The 22721-nt window shown below is 66.2% G+C and carries 14 protein-coding genes and 1 pseudogene; 8 read left to right on the forward strand and 7 right to left on the reverse strand.

The genetic code is table 11. The features are described 5' to 3' along the window. Nucleotides 1-99 precede the first annotated feature (99 nt). From ADBZ9K_RS07105 to ADBZ9K_RS07120, 4 genes are read left to right on the forward strand one after another with little or no spacing between them, the layout of a single operon-like run. Nucleotides 100-963: an ABC transporter permease gene (locus ADBZ9K_RS07105; RefSeq protein ID WP_526619391.1), complete on the forward strand. Its 864-nt coding sequence runs from the start codon at nt 100-102 to the stop codon at nt 961-963. After that, a complete protein-coding gene (locus ADBZ9K_RS07110; RefSeq protein WP_526619392.1) occupies nt 960-1991 on the forward strand; it encodes a taurine ABC transporter substrate-binding protein in 1032 nt (343 codons plus the stop codon). The genes ADBZ9K_RS07105 and ADBZ9K_RS07110 overlap by 4 nt, the downstream gene beginning before the upstream one ends. Next, nucleotides 1975-2808, forward strand: coding sequence for an ABC transporter ATP-binding protein (locus ADBZ9K_RS07115; RefSeq protein WP_526619393.1), 834 nt, complete (start codon nt 1975-1977; stop codon nt 2806-2808). The genes ADBZ9K_RS07110 and ADBZ9K_RS07115 overlap by 17 nt, the downstream gene beginning before the upstream one ends. A gap of 6 nt (nt 2809-2814) precedes the next feature. Beyond that, a complete protein-coding gene (locus ADBZ9K_RS07120) occupies nt 2815-4038 on the forward strand; it encodes an SfnB family sulfur acquisition oxidoreductase (RefSeq protein WP_526619394.1) in 1224 nt (407 codons plus the stop codon). Here ADBZ9K_RS07120 and ADBZ9K_RS07125 read toward each other — a convergent pair. Then, the gene (locus ADBZ9K_RS07125; protein ID WP_526620797.1) at nt 4027-5307 is read right to left on the reverse strand and encodes a thioester domain-containing protein; all 1281 of its coding nucleotides are present in this window, start codon (nt 5305-5307) and stop codon (nt 4027-4029) included. The genes ADBZ9K_RS07120 and ADBZ9K_RS07125 overlap by 12 nt on opposite strands. 294 nt (nt 5308-5601) lie before the next feature. Here ADBZ9K_RS07125 and ADBZ9K_RS07130 point away from each other — a divergent pair, with 294 nt between their 5' ends. The 3 genes from ADBZ9K_RS07130 (at nt 5602) to ADBZ9K_RS07140 (ending at nt 11393) form a co-directional block, all read left to right on the forward strand. Then, nucleotides 5602-6528 (forward strand): family 2A encapsulin nanocompartment shell protein, encoded by a 927-nt coding sequence (locus ADBZ9K_RS07130; RefSeq protein WP_526619395.1) that lies wholly within the window; start codon nt 5602-5604, stop codon nt 6526-6528. Continuing rightward, nucleotides 6515-8419, forward strand: coding sequence for a family 2A encapsulin nanocompartment cargo protein cysteine desulfurase (locus tag ADBZ9K_RS07135; RefSeq protein ID WP_526619396.1), 1905 nt, complete (start codon nt 6515-6517; stop codon nt 8417-8419). Before ADBZ9K_RS07130 ends, ADBZ9K_RS07135 begins: the two co-directional genes overlap by 14 nt. A 118-nt stretch (nt 8420-8537) precedes the next feature. Beyond that, complete coding sequence (locus ADBZ9K_RS07140) at nt 8538-11393, forward strand: MMPL/RND family transporter (protein WP_526619397.1); 2856 nt, start codon at nt 8538-8540, stop codon at nt 11391-11393. A 10-nt stretch (nt 11394-11403) separates the two neighbouring features. Here ADBZ9K_RS07140 and purU read toward each other — a convergent pair whose 3' ends face one another. From purU to ADBZ9K_RS07155, 3 genes are all read right to left on the reverse strand, one after another. Next, nucleotides 11404-12294: a formyltetrahydrofolate deformylase gene (gene purU, locus ADBZ9K_RS07145; protein WP_526620799.1), complete on the reverse strand. Its 891-nt coding sequence runs from the start codon at nt 12292-12294 to the stop codon at nt 11404-11406. A 152-nt stretch (nt 12295-12446) separates the two neighbouring features. Beyond that, nucleotides 12447-13982 carry a PGRS repeat-containing protein gene (locus ADBZ9K_RS07150; RefSeq protein WP_526619398.1) on the reverse strand — a complete coding sequence of 512 codons (1536 nt, stop codon included), beginning with the start codon at nt 13980-13982 and terminating at the stop codon, nt 12447-12449. A gap of 1367 nt (nt 13983-15349) precedes the next feature. Continuing rightward, nucleotides 15350-16777, reverse strand: coding sequence for a PE-PPE domain-containing protein (locus ADBZ9K_RS07155; RefSeq protein ID WP_526619399.1), 1428 nt, complete (start codon nt 16775-16777; stop codon nt 15350-15352). A gap of 300 nt (nt 16778-17077) precedes the next feature. Between ADBZ9K_RS07155 and ADBZ9K_RS07160 the strand changes: the two are divergent. Next, a pseudogene (locus tag ADBZ9K_RS07160) lies at nt 17078-17170 on the forward strand (hypothetical protein); the annotation flags it as partial. A gap of 37 nt (nt 17171-17207) precedes the next feature. Here the strand turns inward: ADBZ9K_RS07160 and ADBZ9K_RS07165 are convergent. From ADBZ9K_RS07165 to ADBZ9K_RS07175, 3 genes are read right to left on the reverse strand one after another with little or no spacing between them, the layout of a single operon-like run. Further along, nucleotides 17208-18809 (reverse strand): phytoene desaturase family protein, encoded by a 1602-nt coding sequence (locus ADBZ9K_RS07165; RefSeq protein ID WP_526619400.1) that lies wholly within the window; start codon nt 18807-18809, stop codon nt 17208-17210. A 16-nt stretch (nt 18810-18825) separates the two neighbouring features. After that, entirely contained in the window at nt 18826-20481 is a 1656-nt protein-coding gene (gene ilvD, locus ADBZ9K_RS07170; protein ID WP_526619401.1) for a dihydroxy-acid dehydratase, read from the reverse strand. After that, entirely contained in the window at nt 20474-22720 is a 2247-nt protein-coding gene (locus ADBZ9K_RS07175; protein ID WP_526619402.1) for an aminotransferase class III-fold pyridoxal phosphate-dependent enzyme, read from the reverse strand. Before ADBZ9K_RS07175 ends, ilvD begins: the two co-directional genes overlap by 8 nt. Nucleotide 22721 lies beyond the last annotated feature (1 nt).

The raw sequence follows: 22721 nt of genomic DNA on the forward strand, positions 1-22721 counted from the left end.
AAGGGTTAGCTTCGACGTGAGCGCAACTGCCTGCGCGGAGTTTCACTCGCGGTGAGCGTAGCCATTCACAGTCGCCTCCCAGCGGGCAAAGGTGTCCGGGTGAGTGTGTTCGTCGATGTCACGCCCCCCGACGCCCCCGGTACGTCCGCGGGCGGCTCCGGGGCGGCCAGCAGATGGCCGACGTGGCTTTCCCGGGTCGGCCTTCCCCTGCTGTCGCTGCTGGTGTTCTTCGCCCTCTGGCAGGCAGCGGCGGCCAGCGGGATCTGGAACCAGACCTTCGTGCCCTACCCGAGCGTGGTCTGGCACGCCTTCATCGACATTTCGACCACCCACGACGGGGTCCGCGGCTACGCCGGTTACCTGCTGTGGGAGCACCTGTACATGACCCTGCGCCGAGTCTTCGTCGGCGTCGTGGTGGGTGTGGCCATCGGCGTCGTGCTCGGCCTGCTGATGGGCTCCATCCCGTGGGTCCGCAGTGTGCTCGAGCCGTGGCTGACGTTTCTGCGGGCGCTGCCCCCGTTGGCGTATTTCTTCCTGCTCGTCATCTGGCTGGGCATCGACGAGGCACCCAAGATCACCCTGCTCGCGCTGGCCGCGCTGCCCCCGGCGGCGGTGGCCACCACCGCGGCGGTGGTGGCCGTCCCGGTCAGTCTGGTGGAGGCCGCGCGAGCCCTCGGCGCGTCCCGCCGTGACGTGTTGCGCGACATCGTCATTCCCTCCGCATTGCCGGAGACCTTCACCGGCATCCGGCTGGCGGTCGGCATGGCGTATTCGTCGGTGGTCGCCGCCGAGTTGTTCAACGGCATTCCCGGAATCGGCGGCCTGGTCAAGGACGCCAGCAATTACAACAACACTCCCGTGGTGCTCGTCGGCATCTTCGCCATCGGCATCTCGGGGCTCGTGATCGACGGTTTACTGCGCTCGGTCGAGCGTCGCGCCGTCCCCTGGAGAGGAAAGGTATGAACCTGAAGAAGCTCGTCACCCTGGCTGCCGCCGCCATCACCATGATCGGCATGGCCGGCTGCTCGGTTGATCAGAAGTCGGACGCGGGCAAGCCCACGCTTCGCATCGGGTATCAGACCTTCCCCAGCGGGGACCTGGTCGTCAAGAACAACCGGTGGCTCGAGGATGCGCTGCCGGACTACAACATCAAGTGGGTCAAGTTCGACTCCGGCGCCGACGTCAACACCGCGTTCATCGCCAAGGAACTCGACTTCGGCGCGCTGGGCTCCAGCCCAGTCGCCCGCGGGCTGTCCGCACCGCTGAACATCCCCTACAGCGTCGCCTTCGTGCTCGACGTGGCCGGCGACAACGAGGCGCTGGTCGCCCGCAACGGCAGCGGGATCAACTCGATCGCCGACCTCAAGGGCAGGCGGGTGGCAACCCCGTTCGCCTCCACCGCGCACTACAGCCTGCTGGCCGCGCTGGCCCAGAACGGGTTGTCGCCCAACGATGTTGCGCTAATCGACCTGCAGCCGCAGGCCATCCTGGCGGCCTGGGAACGCGGCGACATCGCGGCGGCCTATACCTGGCTGCCCACCCTGGACCAGCTGCGCAAGACCGGCAAGGACCTGATCACCAGCCGTCAGCTGGCCACGGACGGCAAGCCGACCCTCGATCTGGCAGCGGTGTCGAACGCCTTCGCCAAGGACCACCCCGAGGTCGTCGACGTCTGGCGCAAGCAGCAGGCCCGGGCCCTGACCGTCATCCACGACGATCCCGCCGCGGCGGCCAAGGCCATCGCAGCCGAGATCGGCCTGAGCCCCGCCGACGTTGAGGGTCAGCTCAAACAGGGTGTGTACCTGACTCCGCAGGAAGTCGCGTCGCCGCAGTGGCTGGGCACCCAGGGCAACCCCGGCAATGTCGCCGCCAACCTGGAGAGCGCCTCGCAGTTCCTTGCCGAGCAGAAGCAGATTCCATCGGCCGCCCCGCTGAAGACGTTCCAGGACGCCATCTATACCCAGGGACTGCCCGATGTCATCACCAAGTGAGGCCGTAGCCGCCACTGACGCTCCGGCAGCCGCCGGACCACAGGGCGCGCACACCGACGGCGGGATCCAGATCCGCCGGGTCGAACACCGCTATGGCACCACGACGGCGCTGGGACCGGTCGATCTCGACGTCGAACCGGGCTCGTTCCTGGTGCTCGTCGGTGCCTCTGGCTGCGGCAAGAGCACGCTACTGCGGTTGATCGCCGGCTTCGAGTCGCCGACCGACGGCGAGGTCAAGGTGTCGGGCCGCCGGCCGGTGCCGGGCCAGACCGCGGGCGTGGTGTTCCAGCAGCCGCGCCTGTTCCCGTGGCGCAATGTGGGCGGCAACGTCGAACTGGCGCTGAAGTACGCCGGGACCCCCCGGGAGCGCCGGGCCGAGCGTCGTGACGAGCTCCTGCAGCGTGTCGGCCTGGAAGGTATTGCGCACCGCAAGATCTGGGAGATCAGCGGCGGTCAGCAGCAGCGGGTCGCGATCGCCCGGGCGCTGGCCTCCGAGCGTCCGGAAACCTCGCTGCTGCTGCTCGATGAGCCGTTTGCCGCGTTGGACGCGCTGACTCGGGAACGCCTGCAGGAGGACGTCCGCCAGGTCAGCGCCGAGTCCGGCCGCACCACCGTGTTCGTCACCCACAGCGCCGACGAGGCGGCATTCCTGGGATCACGCATTGTGGTGCTGACCCACCGTCCCGGGCGGGTTGCCCTCGACCTGGCGGTCGATCTGCCCCGAACCGGCGTCGACCCCGACGAACTGCGCCGCAGCGCCGAGTACGTTCGGCTGCGCCAAGAGGTCAGTCGCGCCGTCAAGGCCGCGGCGGTCTGACCGACCATGACCGCGACCTCTGCCTGTCCCGTCCTCTCGGCGGCCTCCGCCCTCGCCGTCGCCACCGACCTGGCCGCCGACTTCGCCGTCGGCGCGGCCCATCGAGACCGGCTGCGTGAGCTGCCGACCGCCCAGATCGAACAGCTGAGCGCCAGCGGTCTGCTGGCGATCACCGTGCCCGGCGCCTATGGCGGTGCCGACCTGCCGCCCAGCGTTGTCGCCGACGTCATTCGGATACTGGCCGCCGCAGACCCCAACATCGCCCAAATACCGCACAGCCACTTCGTTTACGTCAATCTGTTGCGCCTCGCCGGCTCACCAGAGCAACTCCGCCACTATTCGGAGCGGCTGCTGCGGGGCGGCCGCATCGCCAATGCCCAGACCGAGCGCACCAGCCCGACGGTGGCAGACATCGCGACCACGGTGCGCCCGGCAGGCCGGCTGTTCCGCATCGACGGCGCCAAGTACTACTGCACCGGCTCGCTGTTTGCCGATATCTTGGCGGTGCTGACCCGCCTCGACGACCCGGATGGCGAAAGCGGTTTGGCCGAGGGCCAATACATCGCATTTCTGCCGGCCGACAGTCCCGGGGTACAGATCATCGACGACTGGGACGCGTTGGGACAGCGGACGACCGGCAGCGGCACCGTCATCTTCGATGAGGTGTTGGTGGAGCGAGCAGCGCTCATCCCCCGTGCCCCGGCGGTCAACGCACCGACCGGTTACGGCGCATACGCCCAGCTGTTGCACACCGCGATCGATGTCGGCATCGCACGGGGAGCTTTGGAAGCCGCCGCGTCATTCGTCCGCGAGAAGAGCCGGCCGTGGTTCGAGGCGAACGTCGCTAATGCAGTCGACGATCCCCTGCTGATCCAGCGATTCGGGGAACTGGCGGTGACGGTTCAAGCCGCCGAGGCCACGTTGTCGGTGGCCGGCGCCGCGGTGGACACGGCGTTCCGGGCCCAACCCCTCGACGCCGGGCAACGAGCCGCGCAGGCCTCGCTGGCGGTGGCGGGCGCGAAGATCCTGGCCGATCGGGCGGCCAACGACGTAGCCAGTGCACTATTCGAGGTCGGTGGAACACGAAGCGTGGCAGCTGAATTGAACCTTGACCACTACTGGCGCAATGCCCGCACCCACACCCTGCACGATCCGATCCGGTGGAAATACCAGCACATCGGCCGGGCGCTGCTGCACGGCACCCCGCCGCCGCTGCATTCAGCGATCTGAGTGCGCCACTGGACGCGCCGCAGCCCAGTCCAGGTCGAACTCGACCACCAGCTGCACGGGAACCGCCAGCGCCACCGGGGTGTAGGAACCGGCGACTTCGTCGCGGGCCACACCGGTGATCACTTTGCCGCCGAATCCCCTCGGATCACCGGGGATCTCGACGGTCAACGTCGCGGCATCGGCCTCCGACGCGGACCGCAGGAAAAATTCCTCCTGCGGCGCAACGAATTTGGTGACGGTGGCGCCGTCGGCACGGACCACCTCGTATCCGTCGGAAGAGCGGACGGCAGCCACACCGGGGGTGTCCAGGCGGAACGGGCCGACCAGGCCGTCGTGGACACCGGCGTCGGCAGTCACCAGCGTTGGCACCACCGCCGCCCGCCGGGCCGCGCTGGCACCCTTGAGCAGGTAGTTGTACAGGTGGACCACGGGTTCGGCGTTGCGGTACAACCGTGACTCGTTGAGCCGAAACGTCAAGCCGGCGATCGTGGCGTCGCCGGCGATGACCAGCCGGTAGTGCCGGTATCCCCCGGCGCGGCGTCCGGGCCCCTGATGAGCCACCGTGGCGCCGACACCGAGCAACTTGCTGATCCGGCCACCACCGGCGGGCACGGTCACGGCGGAGGCGGCGACGTCGTGCCAGTGCTGTCCGTCGTGGGATTTCTGCAGTGTCAGGGTGGCGCCGTCGTGGGTCGAGACCTCAGCGGCATAACCGGCGAGCTGGCGCTCCCCGTCGAATTCGACGTGGACTGCCCCGGCGCTGTTGGCGATCCGGGCGGGCACGTTGAGCGGCTGGTCGTCGAGGCACAGGCCGTTGGTCAGATACCAGATCGCGGCCTGGGTACCGGCGATCGCCTCGTGCTCGGAGATGTTGCGCCTGCCTAGGGCGTAACCGGCCGCACGCAGATCGTCGCTGAGTGTGGTGGTCGAGATGGCCGGGTAGGAGTTGCGCAGGATCCAGGCGACCTCGGCTTCGTGGGCGCGGGCCTGCAAATGCGGTACCGCAGACCAGGTGTCGGCGTGGTAGCGCGACGGCGTGGTCGGTGCTACTCCGCGGAAGTCCAGTGAGTAGGCCTCGATGTTGGGATTCAGCCGGATCAGATCGGTGCGCGCTGACGTGCCGTCGGTGAAGACAACGGTGCCGACGGTGTGCGAGTACGTGCCGCCGCGGTAGCGGGTCATCCGGGACAGGTCGGTCGAGGGCGTGGGCCGTACCCGCCGCTGGGCGATCACCGCAGCGGGAGCGGGTGCGGGTGCGAGCAAAGACAGCGTTGCCATGGGGTTGATCTCTCTGAGTGCGTCGTGCAGCGCAGATCATCACGCCAAGAAGGCGGTGGCCTGAGCGCAGGGAATTACGGCGTCAGAAGAATCAACAACAACAGAAGCGCACGACGAGGCAGCGCGTGTAATCAAAGCGCGGCGATGCGTGCAGTTGCATGCCAATACCATACGGCACGCTGCCCGCTTGGGGTGACCGACTTCGCATCACGGTGCGTTCCAATTCTTTGCAGGGGGCCGGAGTACGTTCATGATTGGCGCGACCCCTAGAAGTGGAGGATCTCGATGACGTCGGCTCAGAATGAATCGCAGGCACTGGGTGCTGCCGCCGCACGGCAGTTGGCCAATGCCACCAAGACCGTTCCCCAGTTGGAGACGATTACCCCGCGGTTCCTGCTGCATCTATTGAGCTGGGTTCCGGTTGAGGCGGGTATTTATCGGGTCAACCGGGTGGTCAATCCCGAGCGGGTGGCGATTCACGCCGAGGTCGGTGGGGAGAACTTCGAAGATCCCCTGCCGCAGACCTATGTGGACTACCAGACCAGTCCGCGTGAGATCACGCTGCGGTCGATTTCGACGTTGCTGGACGTGCATACCCGGGTCTCGGATCTGTATTCGAGCCCGCACGATCAAATCGCTCAGCAGTTGCGGTTGACGATCGAGACGATCAAGGAACGCCAAGAGTCGGAGTTGATCAACAACGCCGAGTACGGCCTGCTGTCCCAGGTGACACCCGAGCAGACCATCGAGCCGCTGGGTGGTGCCCCGACTCCCGACGACCTGGATGCGTTGATCACCAAGGTGTGGAAGACCCCGGCGTTCTTCCTGACTCATCCGCTGGGTGTGGCCGCGTTCGGTCGTGAGGCCACCTGGCGTGGTGTGCCACCGGTGGTGGTCAACCTCTTCGGCGCCCAGTTCATCACCTGGCGCGGTATCCCGATCATCCCGAGCGACAAGGTGCCCGTCGAGGACGGCAAGACGAAGTTCATCCTGGTGCGCACCGGTGAGGAGCGCCAGGGTGTGGTCGGCCTGTTCCAGCCGGGACTGGTCGGCGAGCAGGCCCCCGGCTTGTCGGTGCGGTTCACCGGGATCGACCGCTCCGGGATCGCCTCCTACCTGGTGACCCTGTACTCGTCGCTGGCCGTGCTCACCGATGACGCACTGGCCGTGCTCGACGGTGTCGCGGTGGACCAGTTCCATGAGTACAAGTGAGTATCGGTCGGTAGACGCCGAAGGCGAGCTCCCGATCAGCGAGGCCGAACTGGCCGCACTGGCCAGCCAGTTGCTGGCGACCAGTTTCCGACCCGGCAACGACAGCCCTCCCCAAAGCGTGCCACCGGCCCCGCGGGGCAGTGTCCCCGACACGACGGCCGCCGCGTCCTACGGCAGCGCCGCGGGCGGGGCAGCGCCGCTGGGGCCGCCGCCGGTATTGCTTGAAGCGCCCGGGGTGACCCTGCCAACACCGAGTTCCCCCGGGCCTGAACCGATCCCCCCGCAGACGGTGCCGGTCGCCCCACGCGGTAACGCACCGGATGTGAGCACCGTTCCCGCGGTCGGCCACGCCGCTGCCGGTGTGGCCGACCCGTTCACCCCACCTCATCTGGAGGAGTTCGCCGTGCCGGCCGGGATCGTACCGACGGTGCCGGGTGTGTTGGCTGGTTCGGTTCCGGTGGTGCCGGTGGCGCCGCGGGGTTCGGTGCCGGGATGGTCGGGGCAGGTTCCGGGGATCCCGGATCTGAGTTTCTTGTCGGCACCGAAGGTGGCTTCCCTGCCTAGCGGTGATGAAGGGCCCAGCGGTGATGAGGCGAAGTACTACTTCACCGCCGGTGCGCCGGTGCTATCGGCACCGGTGCCCCAGATCCGCGACGACCATGAGATCTTCGACGTCCACGCGATCCGCGCGGATTTCCCGATCCTGGCCGAAACGGTCAACGGCAAACCGTTGATCTGGTTCGACAACGCCGCCACCACCCAGAAACCACACGCGGTCATCGACCGGCTGGCCTACTTCTACGCCCACGAGAACTCCAACATCCACCGCGCCGCCCACGAGTTGGCGGCCCGGGCCACCGACGCCTACGAAGAAGCCCGCGAAGCGGTACGACGCTTCATCGGGGCACCCAAAGCCGAGCAGATCATCTTCGTGCGCGGCACCACCGAAGCCATCAACCTGGTGGCCAAAGCCTGGGGCGGCAAACACCTCAAACCCGGTGACGAGATCGTCATCACCAACCTCGAACACCACGCCAATATCGTCCCGTGGCAGATGATCGCCCAGCAGACCGGCGCCATCCTCAAGGTCGCCCCCGTCGACGATGCCGGCAACCTGCTGCTCAGCCGGTTCGAGGACCTGCTGGGTCCGCGCACCAAACTGGTCTCGGCCACCCAGGTATCCAACGCCCTGGGCACGGTCACCCCGGTCGAGACGATCGTCGAGCTGGGCCACCGCTACGGAGCCCGGGTCCTCATCGACGGTGCCCAGTCCATCCCGCACATCCCCATCGACGTCTCCCAAACCGGCGCCGACTTCTTCGTGTTCTCCGGACACAAGATCTTCGGACCCACCGGCATCGGGGTGCTCTACGGCACCGAAGAAGCGTTGACCGAAACCCCACCCTGGCAAGGCGGCGGCAACATGATCGCCGACGTCACCATCGAACGCTCGCTCTACCAGGGCCTGCCCAACAAATTCGAAGCCGGCACCGGCAACATCGCCGACGCCGTCGGTCTCGGTGAGGCCATTCGCTACGTCGAGAAAATCGGCATCGACCGCATCTCCGCCTACGAACACGCCCTACTCGACTACGCCACCCCGAGGTTGGCCGCCATCCCTGGGGTGCGGCTGATCGGCACCGCCGACCACAAAGCCAGCGTGCTGTCCTTCGTGCTCGCCGGCCACGACCCCATCGAAGTCGGCAAAGCCCTCAACGCCGAAGGCATCGCGGTACGCGCCGGACACCACTGCGCGCAACCCATCCTGCGACGCATGGGAGTCGAGACCACCGTCCGACCCTCATTCGCCTTCTACAACACCTACACCGAAATCGACACCTTCATCGACGCCGTCCACCGCATCGCCGACGGCGGCGCTAACATCGGATAGGTCGACGTTGTCGACCTCACACGGACACCCTGACGTCTGGTATGACTATCTAAGTAAATCGCCGCTGTGTGCAGCATGCGCCGTGCGCGGCCAGACAACGTGAGGATTTGCGGGCCTGGTGAGCACCCCGACCGTAGAGCGCGTGGTCCCCGCCGAGCAGCCACACCGACCGGGTTTGGCGAGGTGGATCCGCCGGTTGGCGGTGCCGATCATTCTCGGCTGGGTCGGCCTGATCGTTGTGCTGAACGTGTCGGTGCCGCAGCTGGAGGAAGTCGGCAAGCTGCGGGCGGTGTCGATGTCGCCGAAGGAGGCGCCGTCAGTCATCGCGATGATGCGCTCAGGACAGGTGTTCGAGGAGTCGGACTCGGACAGTTCGGCGATGATCGTGCTGGAGGGCGACCAGCCGCTGGGTGACGACGCGCACCGGTTCTACAACGAGATGATCGCCAAGCTGCGGGCCGACACCGCGCACGTGCAACACATCCAGGACTTCTGGGGTGATCCGCTCACCGAGGCCGGCGCGCTGAGCGCCGACTCCAAGGCCGTCTACGTCCAGGTGGCTCTGGCCGGCAACATGGGCGAGACGCTGGGCAACGATTCGGTCGAGGCGGTTCAGAAGATCGTCAACGGCTTGTCGCCGCCGCCAGGCGTCAAGGTCTTCGTGACCGGCGGCCCCGCCCTGCAGGCCGATCAGCAGCATGCCGGCGACAAGAGCATCAAGATCATCGAGTTCACCACCATCGGCGTGATCATCGTGATGCTGCTGTTCTTCTACCGTTCGATCATCACGGTCGGCCTGGTGCTGGTGATGCTGATCCTGGGCCTGACCGTCACCCGCGGCGCGGTGGCATTCCTCGGCTATCACAACCTGATCGGCCTGTCGCCGTTCGCGACCCAGTTGCTGGTGACGCTGGCGATCGCGGCGACAACCGACTATGCGATCTTCCTGATCGGGCGGTATCAGGAAGCCCGCTCCATCGGGCAGAGCCGCGAAGACGCCTACTACACGATGTACCACGGCACCGCCCACGTGGTTCTGGGCTCGGGCATGACCATCGCCGGGGCGACGTTCTGCCTGTCCTTCACCCGGTTGCCGTACTTCAAGTCCCTCGGTGTGCCGCTGGCCGTCGGCATGGTGGTCGCGGTGGTGTCGGCGTTGACGCTGGGCGCAGCGATCGTCACGGTGGCCAGCCGGTTCGGTCTGCTCGAACCCAAGCGGGCCATGCGAATTCGGTTCTGGCGTCGACTGGGCGCAGCGGTGGTGCGCTGGCCCGGAGGCATCCTGTTCGTAACGATCATGATCGCCCTGGTCGGCCTGATCACCCTGCCCGGCTACCAGGCGAATTACAACGACCGCAAATACCTGCCGGCCGATCTGCCCGCCAACGAGGGATTCGCGGCGGCCGAACGGCACTTCCCCATCGCCCGGATGAATCCCGAGCTGGTGCTGCTCGAGACCAACCAGGACCTGCGCAACTCCGCGGACTTCCTGGTGATCGAACGCATCAGCAAGGCCATCGCCAAGGTCCCCGGCATCGGCCGCGTGCAGTCGATCACCCGCCCTGCCGGAAAGCCGTTGAAGTACAGCACCATTCCCTCACAGATGAGCATGGGCAGTACCAACCAGACGATGAACCGCTCCTACCTGCAGGACCGGATGGCCGACATGCTGGTCCAGGGTGAGCAGATGCAGCAGACGATCAACACGATGACGCAGATGATCAACCTCATGGAGCAGATGAGCAACACCATGCACTCCATGGTGACCAGGACCGATCAGATGTATCTAGACATTGCCGACCTGCGCAATCACATCGCCGACTTCGATGATTTCTTCCGCCCGATCCGCAGTTACCTCTACTGGGAACCGCACTGCTTCACCATCCCGCTCTGCTGGTCGATGCGGTCGGTGTTCGACACGCTGGACGGGGTCGACACCATGGTCGACGACATCCAGGGACTGCTACCGGACATGCATGCTCTGGATAGCCTGATGCCACAGATGATTCCGCTGATGCGTTCGTCGGTCGAGTCGATGAAGCGGATGCGGATCATGATGCTGACCCAGCAGGCCAGCCAGGCCGGCATGCAGGACCAGCAGGCCGCGATGAGCGAGAACCAATCGGCGATGGGCGCGGCTTTCAATGATTCGCTCAACGACGACACGTTCTACCTGCCACCGGAGATCTTCGACAACGACGAATTCAAGCGCGGCATCAAGAACTTCATCTCCCCCAACGGTCATGCCGCGCGATTCATCATTTCGCATGAAGAGGACCCGCTGTCGGCCGACGGTATCAACCGCATCGACGCGATCAAGAACGCCGTCTTCGAGGCCATCAAGGGCACGCCGCTGGAAGGCTCGAAGGTCTACCTGGGCGGCACCGCATCGGCGTTCAAGGACATGCAGGAAGGCAATAAGTACGACCTGCTGATCGCCGGTGTGGCCGCGCTGTCGCTGATCTTCATCATCATGCTGATCATCACGCGCGCCATCGTGGCGGCGGCGGTGATCGTGGGAACGGTGGTGCTGTCCCTGGGGGCGTCGTTCGGGTTGTCAGTGCTGCTCTGGCAGCACCTCCTGGGCATGGAGCTGCAGTTCATGGTGATGGCGATGGCGGTCATCATCTTGTTGGCGGTGGGCGCCGACTACAACCTGCTGCTGGTGGCACGAATGAAAGAGGAGCTGCCTGCCGGGATCAATACCGGCATCATTCGCGCGATGGGTGGCAGTGGTTCGGTGGTGACAGCGGCCGGCCTGGTGTTCGCGTTCACCATGATCTCGATGGCGGTCAGCTCGATGGTGGTGGTCGCCCAGGTGGGGACGACGATCGGGCTCGGCCTGTTGTTCGACACCCTGGTGGTGCGGGCATTCATGACACCGGCGATCGCCGCACTGCTGGGCCCGTGGTTCTGGTGGCCGCAGATCGTGCGCCGCCGGCCGGCCTCGCCAGTGCCGCAGCCAGCGTCCTGATAGGGCTCGATCAGAAGACGACGGTCTGATTACCGGTTCGGATGATGCGGTCCTGGCAGTGCCACAGAACCGCCCGGGACAGCACGGCGCGTTCGACATCAGCACCGAGGCGCGTCAAATCCGCTAGGTCGTGGCGATGGTCCACTCGCACGACATCCTGCTCGATGATGGGGCCTTCGTCGAGTGCGTCTGTCACGTAATGAGCGGTAGCGCCAACGAGTTTGACGCCGCGCTCCTTCGCCCGGCGATACGGTGCCGCCCCGACGAACGACGGCAGGAACGAATGGTGAATGTTGATCAGGGGGACACCGACCTGCGCCAGAAAGTGGGGCGTGACGATCTGCATATAGCGAGCCAGCACCACCAGGTCGACCTTGTCTCGCAAAGCGTCCAGGAGATGTTGCTCGGCCTGCGCCCGAATGCCTTCCGTGGCCGGCACATGCAGGAACGGCACGCCGAACGGGCGTACCTGGTCGGCCAGGTCGGGATGGTTGGAAATCACCATCACCACCGTCATGTCCAGCTCGCCGCGGCGGTTGCGCCACAACAGGTCCAGCAGGCAGTGGTCGGCCGTCGAGGCCATGATCGCCACCCGCTTAGGCCAGCACGCCTCGGTGAGCGCGAAGGCCATATCGAACCGCGACGCCACCTGCGCAACAAAGTCCCGCTCGAGGTCGTCGCGCACCGCCGACAAGCCAGACCGGTGAAACACGGTGCGCTGCATGAATGTTCCCCCGGACTGCTGGGTCGAATACTGGTCCAGCGAGATGATGTTCGCCCCGGCCCTGGCCAGGAAGGAGCTGACGGCCGCGACCAGGCCAGGCCGATCGGCGCAGTGCAGGAGCAGCCGACCGACGTCGTCGGTCGGCGACCCGCCCGGATCCGCGCCGGGGTATCGCATCCCGCTGACCAATCTGTCCATCGCCTACTCACTCCTTCAGAGCTGAAACCTGTCGGGTTGCCCGCGTCGACAGCGCACTCGGGGCGCCGGCCGTAGCCGACGCCCCGAGCGTCCGAAATTGCAATGTCTCTAGTGAGGCACTGCTCTACCGGTTAGGACGAAGCGCCGTTGGCGCCGTTGGCCCCGCCGGTGCCGTTGGCACCGGGAGTGCCGCTCGCGCCGGTAGCGCCGGTGTTGCCGGTCGCACCGTTGGCTCCGGATGCTCCGGTCGCTCCGGTGTTACCGGTGGCGCCATTGCTACCCGCAGTGCCGGTACGGCCGATGTGGCCGAACAGCCCGCCGCTACCGGGGGTACCGGCTGCAGCGCCGCTGCCACCGGCTCCCCCGGTGCCGCCTGCAGCACCCGTCCCGCCGGTGCCACCGGGGCCGCCGGCGCCACCGGTACCACCGGTGCCGCCCGAACCACCAGTGGCGCCCGACCCACCGGTGCCGCCGGTACCACCGACGCCGGTTCCGCCAGAGCCCGTGCCGGCGCCGCCGGCACCACCCACGCCGCCGTTGCCGCCGACGTCGCCGTTACCGCCGGTACCACCGGCCGCACCCGTGCCGCCCGTGCCGCCATTACCGCCGGCCTGGCCCGCTCCGCCGACTCCGCCGGTCCCGCCGGTGCCGCCGTTACCCGCAGCACCACCGCTGCCGAAGAGCCCGCCACGACCGCCGTTCCCGCCGACACCCGCGGGTCCACCCGCGGTTCCGTTGCCGCCTACAGCGGTGCCGTTGGCACCATTGGTTCCGGCACCGCCGGCGCTTCCGGTTCCGCCAGGCTGACCTGCCGCACCGATTCCGCCGCTTCCGCCGTTGCCGCCGGTCCCGCCGGTCCCGACACCGGTCGTGCTCACCGCCGCGCCGCCGGCTCCACCGGCACCACCGGTGGTGTTCCCGGTTCCGCCGTTACCGCCGTTGGCGCCGTTGCCGCCGACGGCCAGGCCGCCGTCCCCTGTGGTGGACGAGGCGCCGCCTGCTCCGCCGACGCCACCATCGGCGCCGGGCGTGCCTGCGCCACCCACAGCGCCGTTCCCGCCGGTCGCGACGAGCGCAGTGCCCGCCACAGCGCCACCGGCACCACCGGCACCACCAGGATTGCCGTCAGTGCCGGCAGTCCCGTCGCCCCCGGTGACTGTGCTGGTCGCGCCGACTGTTCCCTCGATACCCGCACCACCACTGGGGGTCGGGTTCAGACCGTTCGCCCCGGTCGCGCCCGTCGTCGTGCCGGCCGTGCCAGTCGTTCCGTCCGCTGCCGTTCCGGTACCCGCTGCCCCCGCGGTACCTGGTGTGCCGGCCCCGCCGGTGCCACCATTACCGCCGTGGCCGAACAGCGCCAAAGAACCGGCATTTCCACCGTTGCCGCCCGCGGCACTGGTGCCACCGGCACCGCCGCTGCCGCCGTTGCCGAAGAACAGGCCGCCACCGCCACCGTTACCGCCGGCCAGTCCCGCCGCTCCGGATCCGCCGATGCCGCCGTACCCGATGAGCAGCCCGGCGTTGCCGCCGTTGGCACCCGAGCCCGCGGCCCCGTTGGTGCCGTTGGCGATGAAGATGTTGACGATCGGGATCTGTCCGGCAATCCCGATGAGGCCGTACAGCGGCTGGTTGATGTTGCTGGGGCCGAACACCGCGGCTACCAGCATGTTCGGCGTGGGCGAGTTCGAACTGAAGGCAAAGGTGTTGGCCGCAACCGTGCTGCTAGCCGAACAACCTGTGGCCGCCATCAGACACTGAAGGCCCGTCGTCGACTGAACACTCGACGCTGGTGACAATGCCGGCGAGATCGCAGGCGCCGCCTGCGCGGCACCGGACCCGAACGCCAACGCAGCGCCCGCTCCGACCATCGCAATGCCTGCTGCACAAGGATAGGTGTATTTTCTCATTGTTTTACTCCTGTTTTTCTAGAGATTGTTGGCCGTATCGGCCGGTAAACGTTGATGGACTATGGGTCTCGCGGGCTCCAGTTCCTCAATCATTGGCGCGCTTGCCCGAACTGCGCTGTATGGGCAGATGACCTTCGCGCCCTACAATCGAGCTAAACGCAAAGTTGAACGAGCCGAACTTTTACCGGCCCAAAAAAGTGCGGAATCGCTATTGATTCACGCATCACAAAGAGGGAGCGCCGTATGAGAAATAATGTCGCCGGTGATGCCCGACGCGTACAGCGATTGGCGAAAGTCGCTAAAACAATGCCATGAGGTTCATGGACCGAAGCCGGGCACGGCTTTGCAAGCTGTGCAATTTCCTAGCTGCGGGTGACTTAATGAGATCCTCCAAAAACCTGATTAATACCCACAGTAGACTGCGACCTGGATTGTGTCAACCATCATATTGCGATGACCAGGAAAAACAGGTACACCACGCAAGGCAAATTAAGTTCCGCCGCTCGGATAATCGAAAGGAGGCGACGATCGCGGCGGGCAACCTCGATCGCCAAGGGCAGCCACAGGGGTTCGACCACGCAGTTAACCGGGCCCGGCCTCACCGTCCTTGCACCCAGTTCATGCAGCTAGAACGCCATATCTTCGCTGGGGATACCACACTCATGACAGACGCCATAGCTGTGCCACCCGGCCATCGCCCGCGGCATGGGGTTCCCCCACGGGTAGGCGAAGCCCGGTGAGCTTAATTGAATCGTGATCCCGAAAGCACATGCTCATCCGGTTGGTAGTCGAAAACGTAATCCGTCATTTATAGGTAATTATTGGCTCCTCAGGCCGCGGAAAAATCTACCGCGATCATCGAGTTTCCCAGCCAGCGCTACCGTCGACATTGAGCAGGAACACGGGCATTGCAGTCACATTCCCGGGCGTACGGGAAGCATGTACGAACCTTCGAGAACTCCGACTCGGCGCGTTTGGAATTACGTGTCGAGGGTATTCTTCAAGCCCATTTCGATGCCGCCCTGTGGCACGCTTCAGTCACTAGTCCGAGACCGACACCCGCGACGCTCCGTATTCGGCGTACCGAGCCGCACCCTGACGAAAAGAGCTCGCTGGTCCGACACCGTTCAGGCAGCCGCCTGCGCCGTTGCCGGGTGACCCGACCGTGCGAAATGCCCGGTGCCCGGTTTCTGCGACAAATGGCCATTGCGCGAATTCGGTGACGGGCCGCCATTCAGCTCGGCGACACCGCGTGATCGCGGCAGCATGTGGCGCTGGCCGACCGGGACGGCCGGCCGTGTCCGATCGAGCATCCCTCTGTCCCGGCTGCCCGCCCGCGGCGCGGTGGCTGACGCCGGCGTCGGCGCGTAGGGAGTCGGTGGGCCATAGGGATCCACCGCGCCGGTGTCCACCGCTGGCCCGCCGACACCGTATGTGGGCTGGGGCAAGGTGTGGAACGGGCGGTTCGCCGGGTCACCGGTGATGACGGCAATTCCGTTGTCCCACCCGGTCGGAATGGCGACCAGGAAATCGATCGCTGTCTTGATCGGGTTGGGAAAGTAGAGGTACTTAGCCGGCGTCGGGCTGCCCGGATTGATGGTGCGGTCGTAGGCCGCCTCCACCAAGACCCGCAGGGGCGGATCCAGGGTTGCCGCCAGAGGTGGTCCGATGAACGGAATCTGTTCCAGTGGCATCAGCAGCGGCAGCGTCTTGGCCGGGGCCAGGTAGTAGGTGGTGTCCTGATACTGGCCCTGGAGCTCGATGGCGTCCACCGCGAAGTACGCGGCCTCGGGGTGAAAGTACACAAAACCCAACGCGACATTGAGGTCGGCCAGCAGATTCAGTGGATTGGTGGGAAAGTCGGACACCGGATCGTATTGCCGCGCCACGTCGACCGTGGTGAGCGGGGTCGGCTGCGGCGAATTGGTGGTCATCGCACCGTTGAAGCTGACACCGATGACGGGTAGGTAGACCCCGACGAACCGTTCGAGGATTCCGCCGTTGGGCCGGTTGGGATTTGACGTCAGTATGAAACTCACCGTCGTGCCCGCCGGCGGGTGGGCGATCAGGTCGTACTTCTCGTAGGCGGCGATCGTCGCACTCTGCGAATAGCCAAACACCACATAGGAACTGTCGGTCAGCGCCTCGGGTGGGCCGGTCGTGGTGAACGGAGGTTTGGTGACGGTGCAGGGCGCTGCGCGCAGGCACGCGTCGAGATTGACGATGCCCTCCTGAACCGACTCGTCAAAGGGCATGTCCCACAGACCCGTATCGAATCTGAACTGCTCAGGCGTGTAAACCGCCGCCGGCGCGCAGCCGGGTGAACCGCCGGTGCACAGGCCCGACGGCGCCACATATCCGGTGTCGGCATCGTGGATGTAGCTCGAGATGTAGTCCGTGGTGTCCTGCGGAACGCTCAGTGGATGACCCGTCCCGCCCATGAAGAGCGCCGTGGCCGTCAACGCGACCACCGGTGGCACTGATGCGACCCCGATGACCGCTACCGCACTGACCGCCAGCGCCGCGAATACACTCGAACAGCCTGCCGTACGCATGGCGACCCCCTTGTCCCCTGCGCTCCCGCCGAGCCTCCGCTCACCGATAGCTGATTCCACTCTGGCAAAGTTCTGACGCGGCGACAGTGGTCTTTGGTCATCACTTTGCCCGGGTCGGGGGGGTACGCGGTCGCGTGCGAACTCCCGCGGCGCCGCCCAGGGCTGTGACCAACGAGGCGCAGGAAAACTCCTGAGACCAGTGTGACCAAACCCGTCCAGACCGCACGGTCCGGCTCCTGGCCGCGCCCAAACTCGATTTCCACGCCACCCTGATGGAGCGTCACCTCAGCCGCGGGCTACAACCTGCTGCTGGTGTCGCGGATGAAAGAGGAACTACCGGCGGGATCAATACCGGCGACGGCCGCGCTGCCAGCGCGCCGAACGGGGCCGTGAGTGTGCACTGTTCATACCCGAGCCAAGGGCCTCATCGTCACCGTCGTCGCCGTCTCTTCGCGTCGCGCAACACCTCCCTGGCCGCGTTGCGGCCGTTCGCACCGGTCACGCCGCCACCGGGATGTGTCCCGGCCCCACACAGGTACAGCCCGCCGATGGGCGTGCGGTACTTCGCCCACCCCCGGACCGGGCGCATGAAAAGCAACTGATCTGGCGACATCTCACCATGTAAGGCGTGCCCACCGCTCAGGCCCATCACGCGCTCCATGTCCAACGGGCTAAGCACCTGACGATGCTCGATCAGACCGCTCAGCCCCGGAAAGTGCCCTTCGAGCTGAGCAATCACCTCGTCAGCCCGGGTGTCCTTTATGTCGTCCCATGACTCGTCGCGCAGGTGAAACGGTTGAGAATTCACGTCAATGGTGGCGATGTGCTTGCCTTCGGGGGCCAACGACGGGTCGTGCACCGTTGGGAACACGATCTCGACGTGGGAATCCCGCACTGCCAGACCGTATTGCGCCTGCGCCTGCTGCAGATCCATCTCTGCGGTGAACGGGTTCACCTCCATGATGCCCCGGTGGTAGGGCTGCACACCACCCTTCGGATGCCCTGCCACATAAGGTAATTCGGACAGTGCCAAGTTGATCTTCATGCTGGTCCCCATGCACCGATAGCTCTCCACCTGGCGGACGAAGTCAGCTGGCAAGTCGGCGCGTTCACACAGGGTCAGGAATGTGTGCTTGGGATCGGCATTCGACAACACCCGGTCAGCGGTTATTTCCTCGTCGGACGTCAACCGCACCCCAATGGCTCGTCCATCACGTGTCACGATGTTCTGCACCGCAGCATTGCAACGGATATCAGCACCTGCTTCTCTGGCCGCGTCAGCCATGACCTCGGTCAGTAGGCCCATACCGCCGCGTACGAAGCCCCACTGGCGCACCCCGCCGTCGGTCTCCTCGCTGGCGTGGTCGTGCAACAGCACGAACGCCGTCCCCGGCGTCGACGGGCCGGCGACACTGTCGTTGATCGCATGCCAGCCCAGGGCGGCCTTGACGTGCTCACTCTCGAATCGCTCGGCGAGTATCGAATGCGCGCTAGAGGTGAACAACCGAGCCAACTCGTCGAGGTGAGAACGCGCGCGGATGCCGACTCCGCCCAGCCGCGCCAGTCCTCGTAAGTCGTCGAGGCTTCTGACCCGTGGATCGGGGGCGGTCCAGTCGAACACCGGCAATACCGCCTGCACCATCTCGGACAGATCGTCTTCGAACTTCGGCAACGCTCGCGCATCGGACTCTGAGAAGTACTTGGTGGCCGCGACGTTTTCGGCCATATCGTCACCCAGGTAGTAGCTCGCCCCGTCTGGATAGAGGTTCAGTGTCGGGCCGGCGGGGTCGACGTGAATGCCGCGCCGCTCCAATGCCATGTCCTGCCAGATCGCCTCGCGCAGCATCGACAACACATAGGCGCCGGTCGACGCCCGGTACCCGGGGGCGAATTCCTCGGTGTTACATGCCCCGCCGACGAACGGCCGGCGCTCCAGCACCAGCGTCTTGAGCCCAGCCCTGGCGAGGTAGAAGGCCGCGACCAGTCCGTTGTGTCCACCGCCCACGATCACCGCGTCGTAGTGCGTACTCATCGCCGTGCCCCTCTGCTCATCGCGGCATCACCGCGCCCTGACAGGCCGGTGCCACATGCTCTGCGTAGAAGGCCAAGTATCCCGTCGTCACGCTCGGCGCGCGCCGTACCCACGCGGCCCGCCGCTCGTCCATGACGTCGGCGGGTACATCCAGGTCGAGGCGCCGGTTCGCCAGATCGATCAGGATCCGGTCGCCGTCGCGCACCAAGCCGATCGGACCGCCGTCTGCTGCTTCCGGCCCGACGTATCCGATCGCCGGCCCGTGCGTGGCCCCAGAGAATCGGCCGTCTGTGATCAGCGTGACGCTCTCCGACAATCCCATACCCACGACCGCCGAAGTGGCCCCGAGCATCTCGCGCATGCCCGGGCCGCCGCGCGGTCCCTCGTTGCGGATGACGATCGCCGTCCCTGCGACGACCTCGCCACCAAGGATTGCCTCGATCGCAGCCTCCTCCGACTCGAAGACCTTGGCAGTTCCCTCGAAGTTCCACATGGAGGGCGCCACACCTGATGCCTTGACCACCGCACCGTCGGGTGCCAGGCTGCCGCGGAGGATGAAGATCGCCCCCTCCGGCGCGAGCGGCGCATCCCGGCTCGCCAGCAGGCCTGGATTGAGATTCTCTGCGGCAGCGGCAATTTCCCCAGTAGTGCGACCCGACACCGTGATTGTTGACCCCTCGATGAGATCGCCGAGTTCGCGCAGCACCGCAGGTACCCCACCCGCCTCGTCGAGCTCGGTGACGCCCCAGGGTCCCGACGGCGCCAGCTTCGCCAGCGTCGGGGTCTGCCGTCCGACCTTGTCGATAGTGTCGAAGTCCAGCTCGATACCGGCCTCTTTGGCCATCGCGATGAAATGCAGAACCAGATTCGTCGATCCCGACACCGCCAGCGCCACCCGCAGCGCGTTTTCGAACGCCGCGGCGGTCAGGATGTCCCGCGGGCGGACATTGTCGCGGAACAGCTCGACGATCCGCATCCCGGTGTACTTAGCGGCCCGCAACTGCTTGTTGCAGCCCGCGGGCAGCGTTCCGGTGTTCGGCAGTGCAAGCCCGAGTGCTTCGGTGTAAATCCCCGCAGTGTTGCCGGATGTCAGGGTGTCTCCGGCCCCTGGTCCGGGGAAAAGCTCGTCCTCCCAATGCTTCAGGGTCGCCCCGTCGATCTCACCACGCACCACCTGCCCCACACCGTCATACACGGTCTCGAGGAATAGCTTCTTGCCGCGGTGCACACCGTAACGGGTAGCGCCGGCGTAGAGCAGGATCGACGGGAGATTGAGCCGAGCGGCGGCCATCACCATCCCCGGCGTGGGCTTGTCGCCCCCCGTCAGCAGCACCAGCGCGTCGACACCGTGCCCCTCGGCCATGAGTTCGATCGAATCGGCGACTACATCGCGGCTGGGCAGGACATAGCGCATGCTGCGCGCGGCGAACGCCTCGCTGTCGGTGACATGAAAGGTGTTGAACTCGATGGGTGTACCGCCCGCCATCCGCACTCCAGCCTTGACGGCATCAACGACCATGCGCAAGTGGGCGTTTTCCGGTGAGAAGTCCTGGTATGTGTTGGCGATCATCACCAGCGGCTGGCTGAGTTCCTCGTCGGTGAACCCCGCACCCTTGATCCACGCCCGCTGCAGTGAACGATCAGTCCCCTCGAACTGTTCTCGACTACGCATCTGCCCTCCTTTGCTTGGTTGTTTCTTCAATGGCATCGACGACGACGGCACCCACCCGGTCGATTTGTTCCGGGGTGATCACCAGCGGCGGCCGGACCTTGAGCACGTTGGACCGTTGGCCGGTCGAGCCGATGAGCACGCCGTTTCTGCGCGCTCGGTCCAGGACCGCGTCGGCGTGGGCGGCATCGGCGAGTTCGACACCGATCAGCAGACCTCGGCCACGCACCGGTAACCCGCACTCTGACAGTCGGTTTCGTAGTGCCGCCCCCATGTGCGCGGCATGTTCCATCAGCCGTTCGTCGGCGATGACATCCAACACCGCCGACGCTGCCGCAGCGGCAACCGGACCCCCGGCGAAGGTGCTGAAGAACTCAGTCTGCCCGGCCAGTGCCTGGACGTCGGCCCGGCGCGCGATGAGCGCCGCCACCGGGTGTCCGTTGCCCATCGGCTTGCCCAGGGTGACGATATCGGGGGTGAGTCCCGCGCCGACGAACGACCATAGGTGATCCCCGGACCGGCCAAAGCCGGCCTGCACCTCGTCGGCAACGACCAACGCGCCGGCACTGTGGGCCGATGCGGACAACGCGGCGTGATAGTCACGGCCCGGAACCATGATTCCGTCGCTGGTGTAGGTCGGATCGACGAACACCGCGGCCGGCCGGCGACCGCCCGCCGCAAGCCGACGCACCGCACCGTCGATCGGATCGCCGACGGCGAAGCGTTCGACATGGCCGGGAGTCCAGCCGCCGCGCCACTGTTCTGGCGATAACGCCGTGGTCGCGGTGGTGACGCCGTGATAGGCGAAGTCGGTGACCAGCGCACCGGTCTGACCGGTGACCGCCGCGGCGATGCGCCACGCCAGGTCGGTCGCCTCGCTACCGGAGTTGAGAAATATCACGGTGTCCAGCGCTGACCCTGCGGGCATGGTGGCGACCAATCGCTCCGCTAAGCCGATGGCGCGCGGGTGTAGGTAACGCAGATTCGTGCTCAGCAGCCGCGCCTGGTCGGCGATGGCGTTCGCCACCCGAGGATGCCCGTGCCCGACAACGGGCACGTTGTTGTACGCATCGACGTACTCGCGGCCGTCGGCGTCGAAAAGTAATGCGCCGCAGCCTCGCACCAGCATCAGGGGCTCCGTGTAGGTCAGCGGGGCCAACGCCGACCCGAACACTGCGGCTCGCCGGTTCAGCAGAGTCGCGGCCGGCTGGCGCGGCGGCGGCGTGCCGAATGCCGCGGACAGATCTCCCGGATCGGCGCTTTCGAGTTCGCGGAGAATGTTGCGCGCCGCGTTATCCCAGCTGTGCAGGTATGCGGAGTTGTCGGCATCCGGGTCGGCCTGGTTGGCCGAGAGCACCAGAGTGATGGCCATCCGCACCGCGACCGTGTCGGCAAGGACGGCCCGTTCGACGGCCTCGAGCGGGTTGACCGCGGTGTAGCCGTCGAGGAACAGCGCAAGCGTCGACCACAGATCGGCGCCGATGCGGGTGGCCCCCACCGAAGCCATCGCCTCGGCGATGTCGGCCACCAGCGCGGTATGTGTCAGATCGCCGAAATCGAGGATCCCGCAGATCTGGTCGGCGTCGTCGAGCAACACGTTGTCCAACGTGAGGTCGGCATGTACGGGCTGTGCGCGCAGCATCGGCCACACCGGCGCCACGGTGCGCTCGAACCTTTCCAATGCGTTGCGCACCAGCACTCGGTCGGCGGGGTCGGCCACGGCACCGGCCATGTCGGCGATCCGGTGACGCGCCTCGACGTGCCACAACAGCCGTCGCCCGGCCGCGGGATGGAAGAACCCACGCAGCGCCATACCCAAGCGCGCGGCGGTCGCACCGAATTCCTTGACCACGCTCGGCCGCAACGCCGCCCCGTCGCGTGACGCCGTTCCCGGCAGGCACTCGTAGAGGCGCAGCACGTGGCCGGCGGCTTGCCCGTACAGCGCGCCGGTGACGGTGTGCAGCGGCGCCGCGACCGGCAGTCCCGGGTCGACCGCGCGCGCCCAGAGCGCGGCGCGCCCCTCCAAATCCACCTCGTCGACGGGCACCGCGGGATGTGAGGCTTTGGCAACGCGTTGTGCGCCAAGCTCATCGACGATGAGTACCGTCTGGTCGCGTTCGCCGTCGAATTGGCGCCGTACAGTTCCGCGGAAACCGAACAGCTCATCCACCGCCGCGGCGATGGCGTCGCTACTCAGCGTGGAGGCACGGTCGGCGACGGGATCACCATGGTTCACTGGCACG

The sequence above is a fragment of the Mycobacterium sp. genome, assembly GCF_965229265.1.
Taxonomy (GTDB): domain Bacteria; phylum Actinomycetota; class Actinomycetes; order Mycobacteriales; family Mycobacteriaceae; genus Mycobacterium.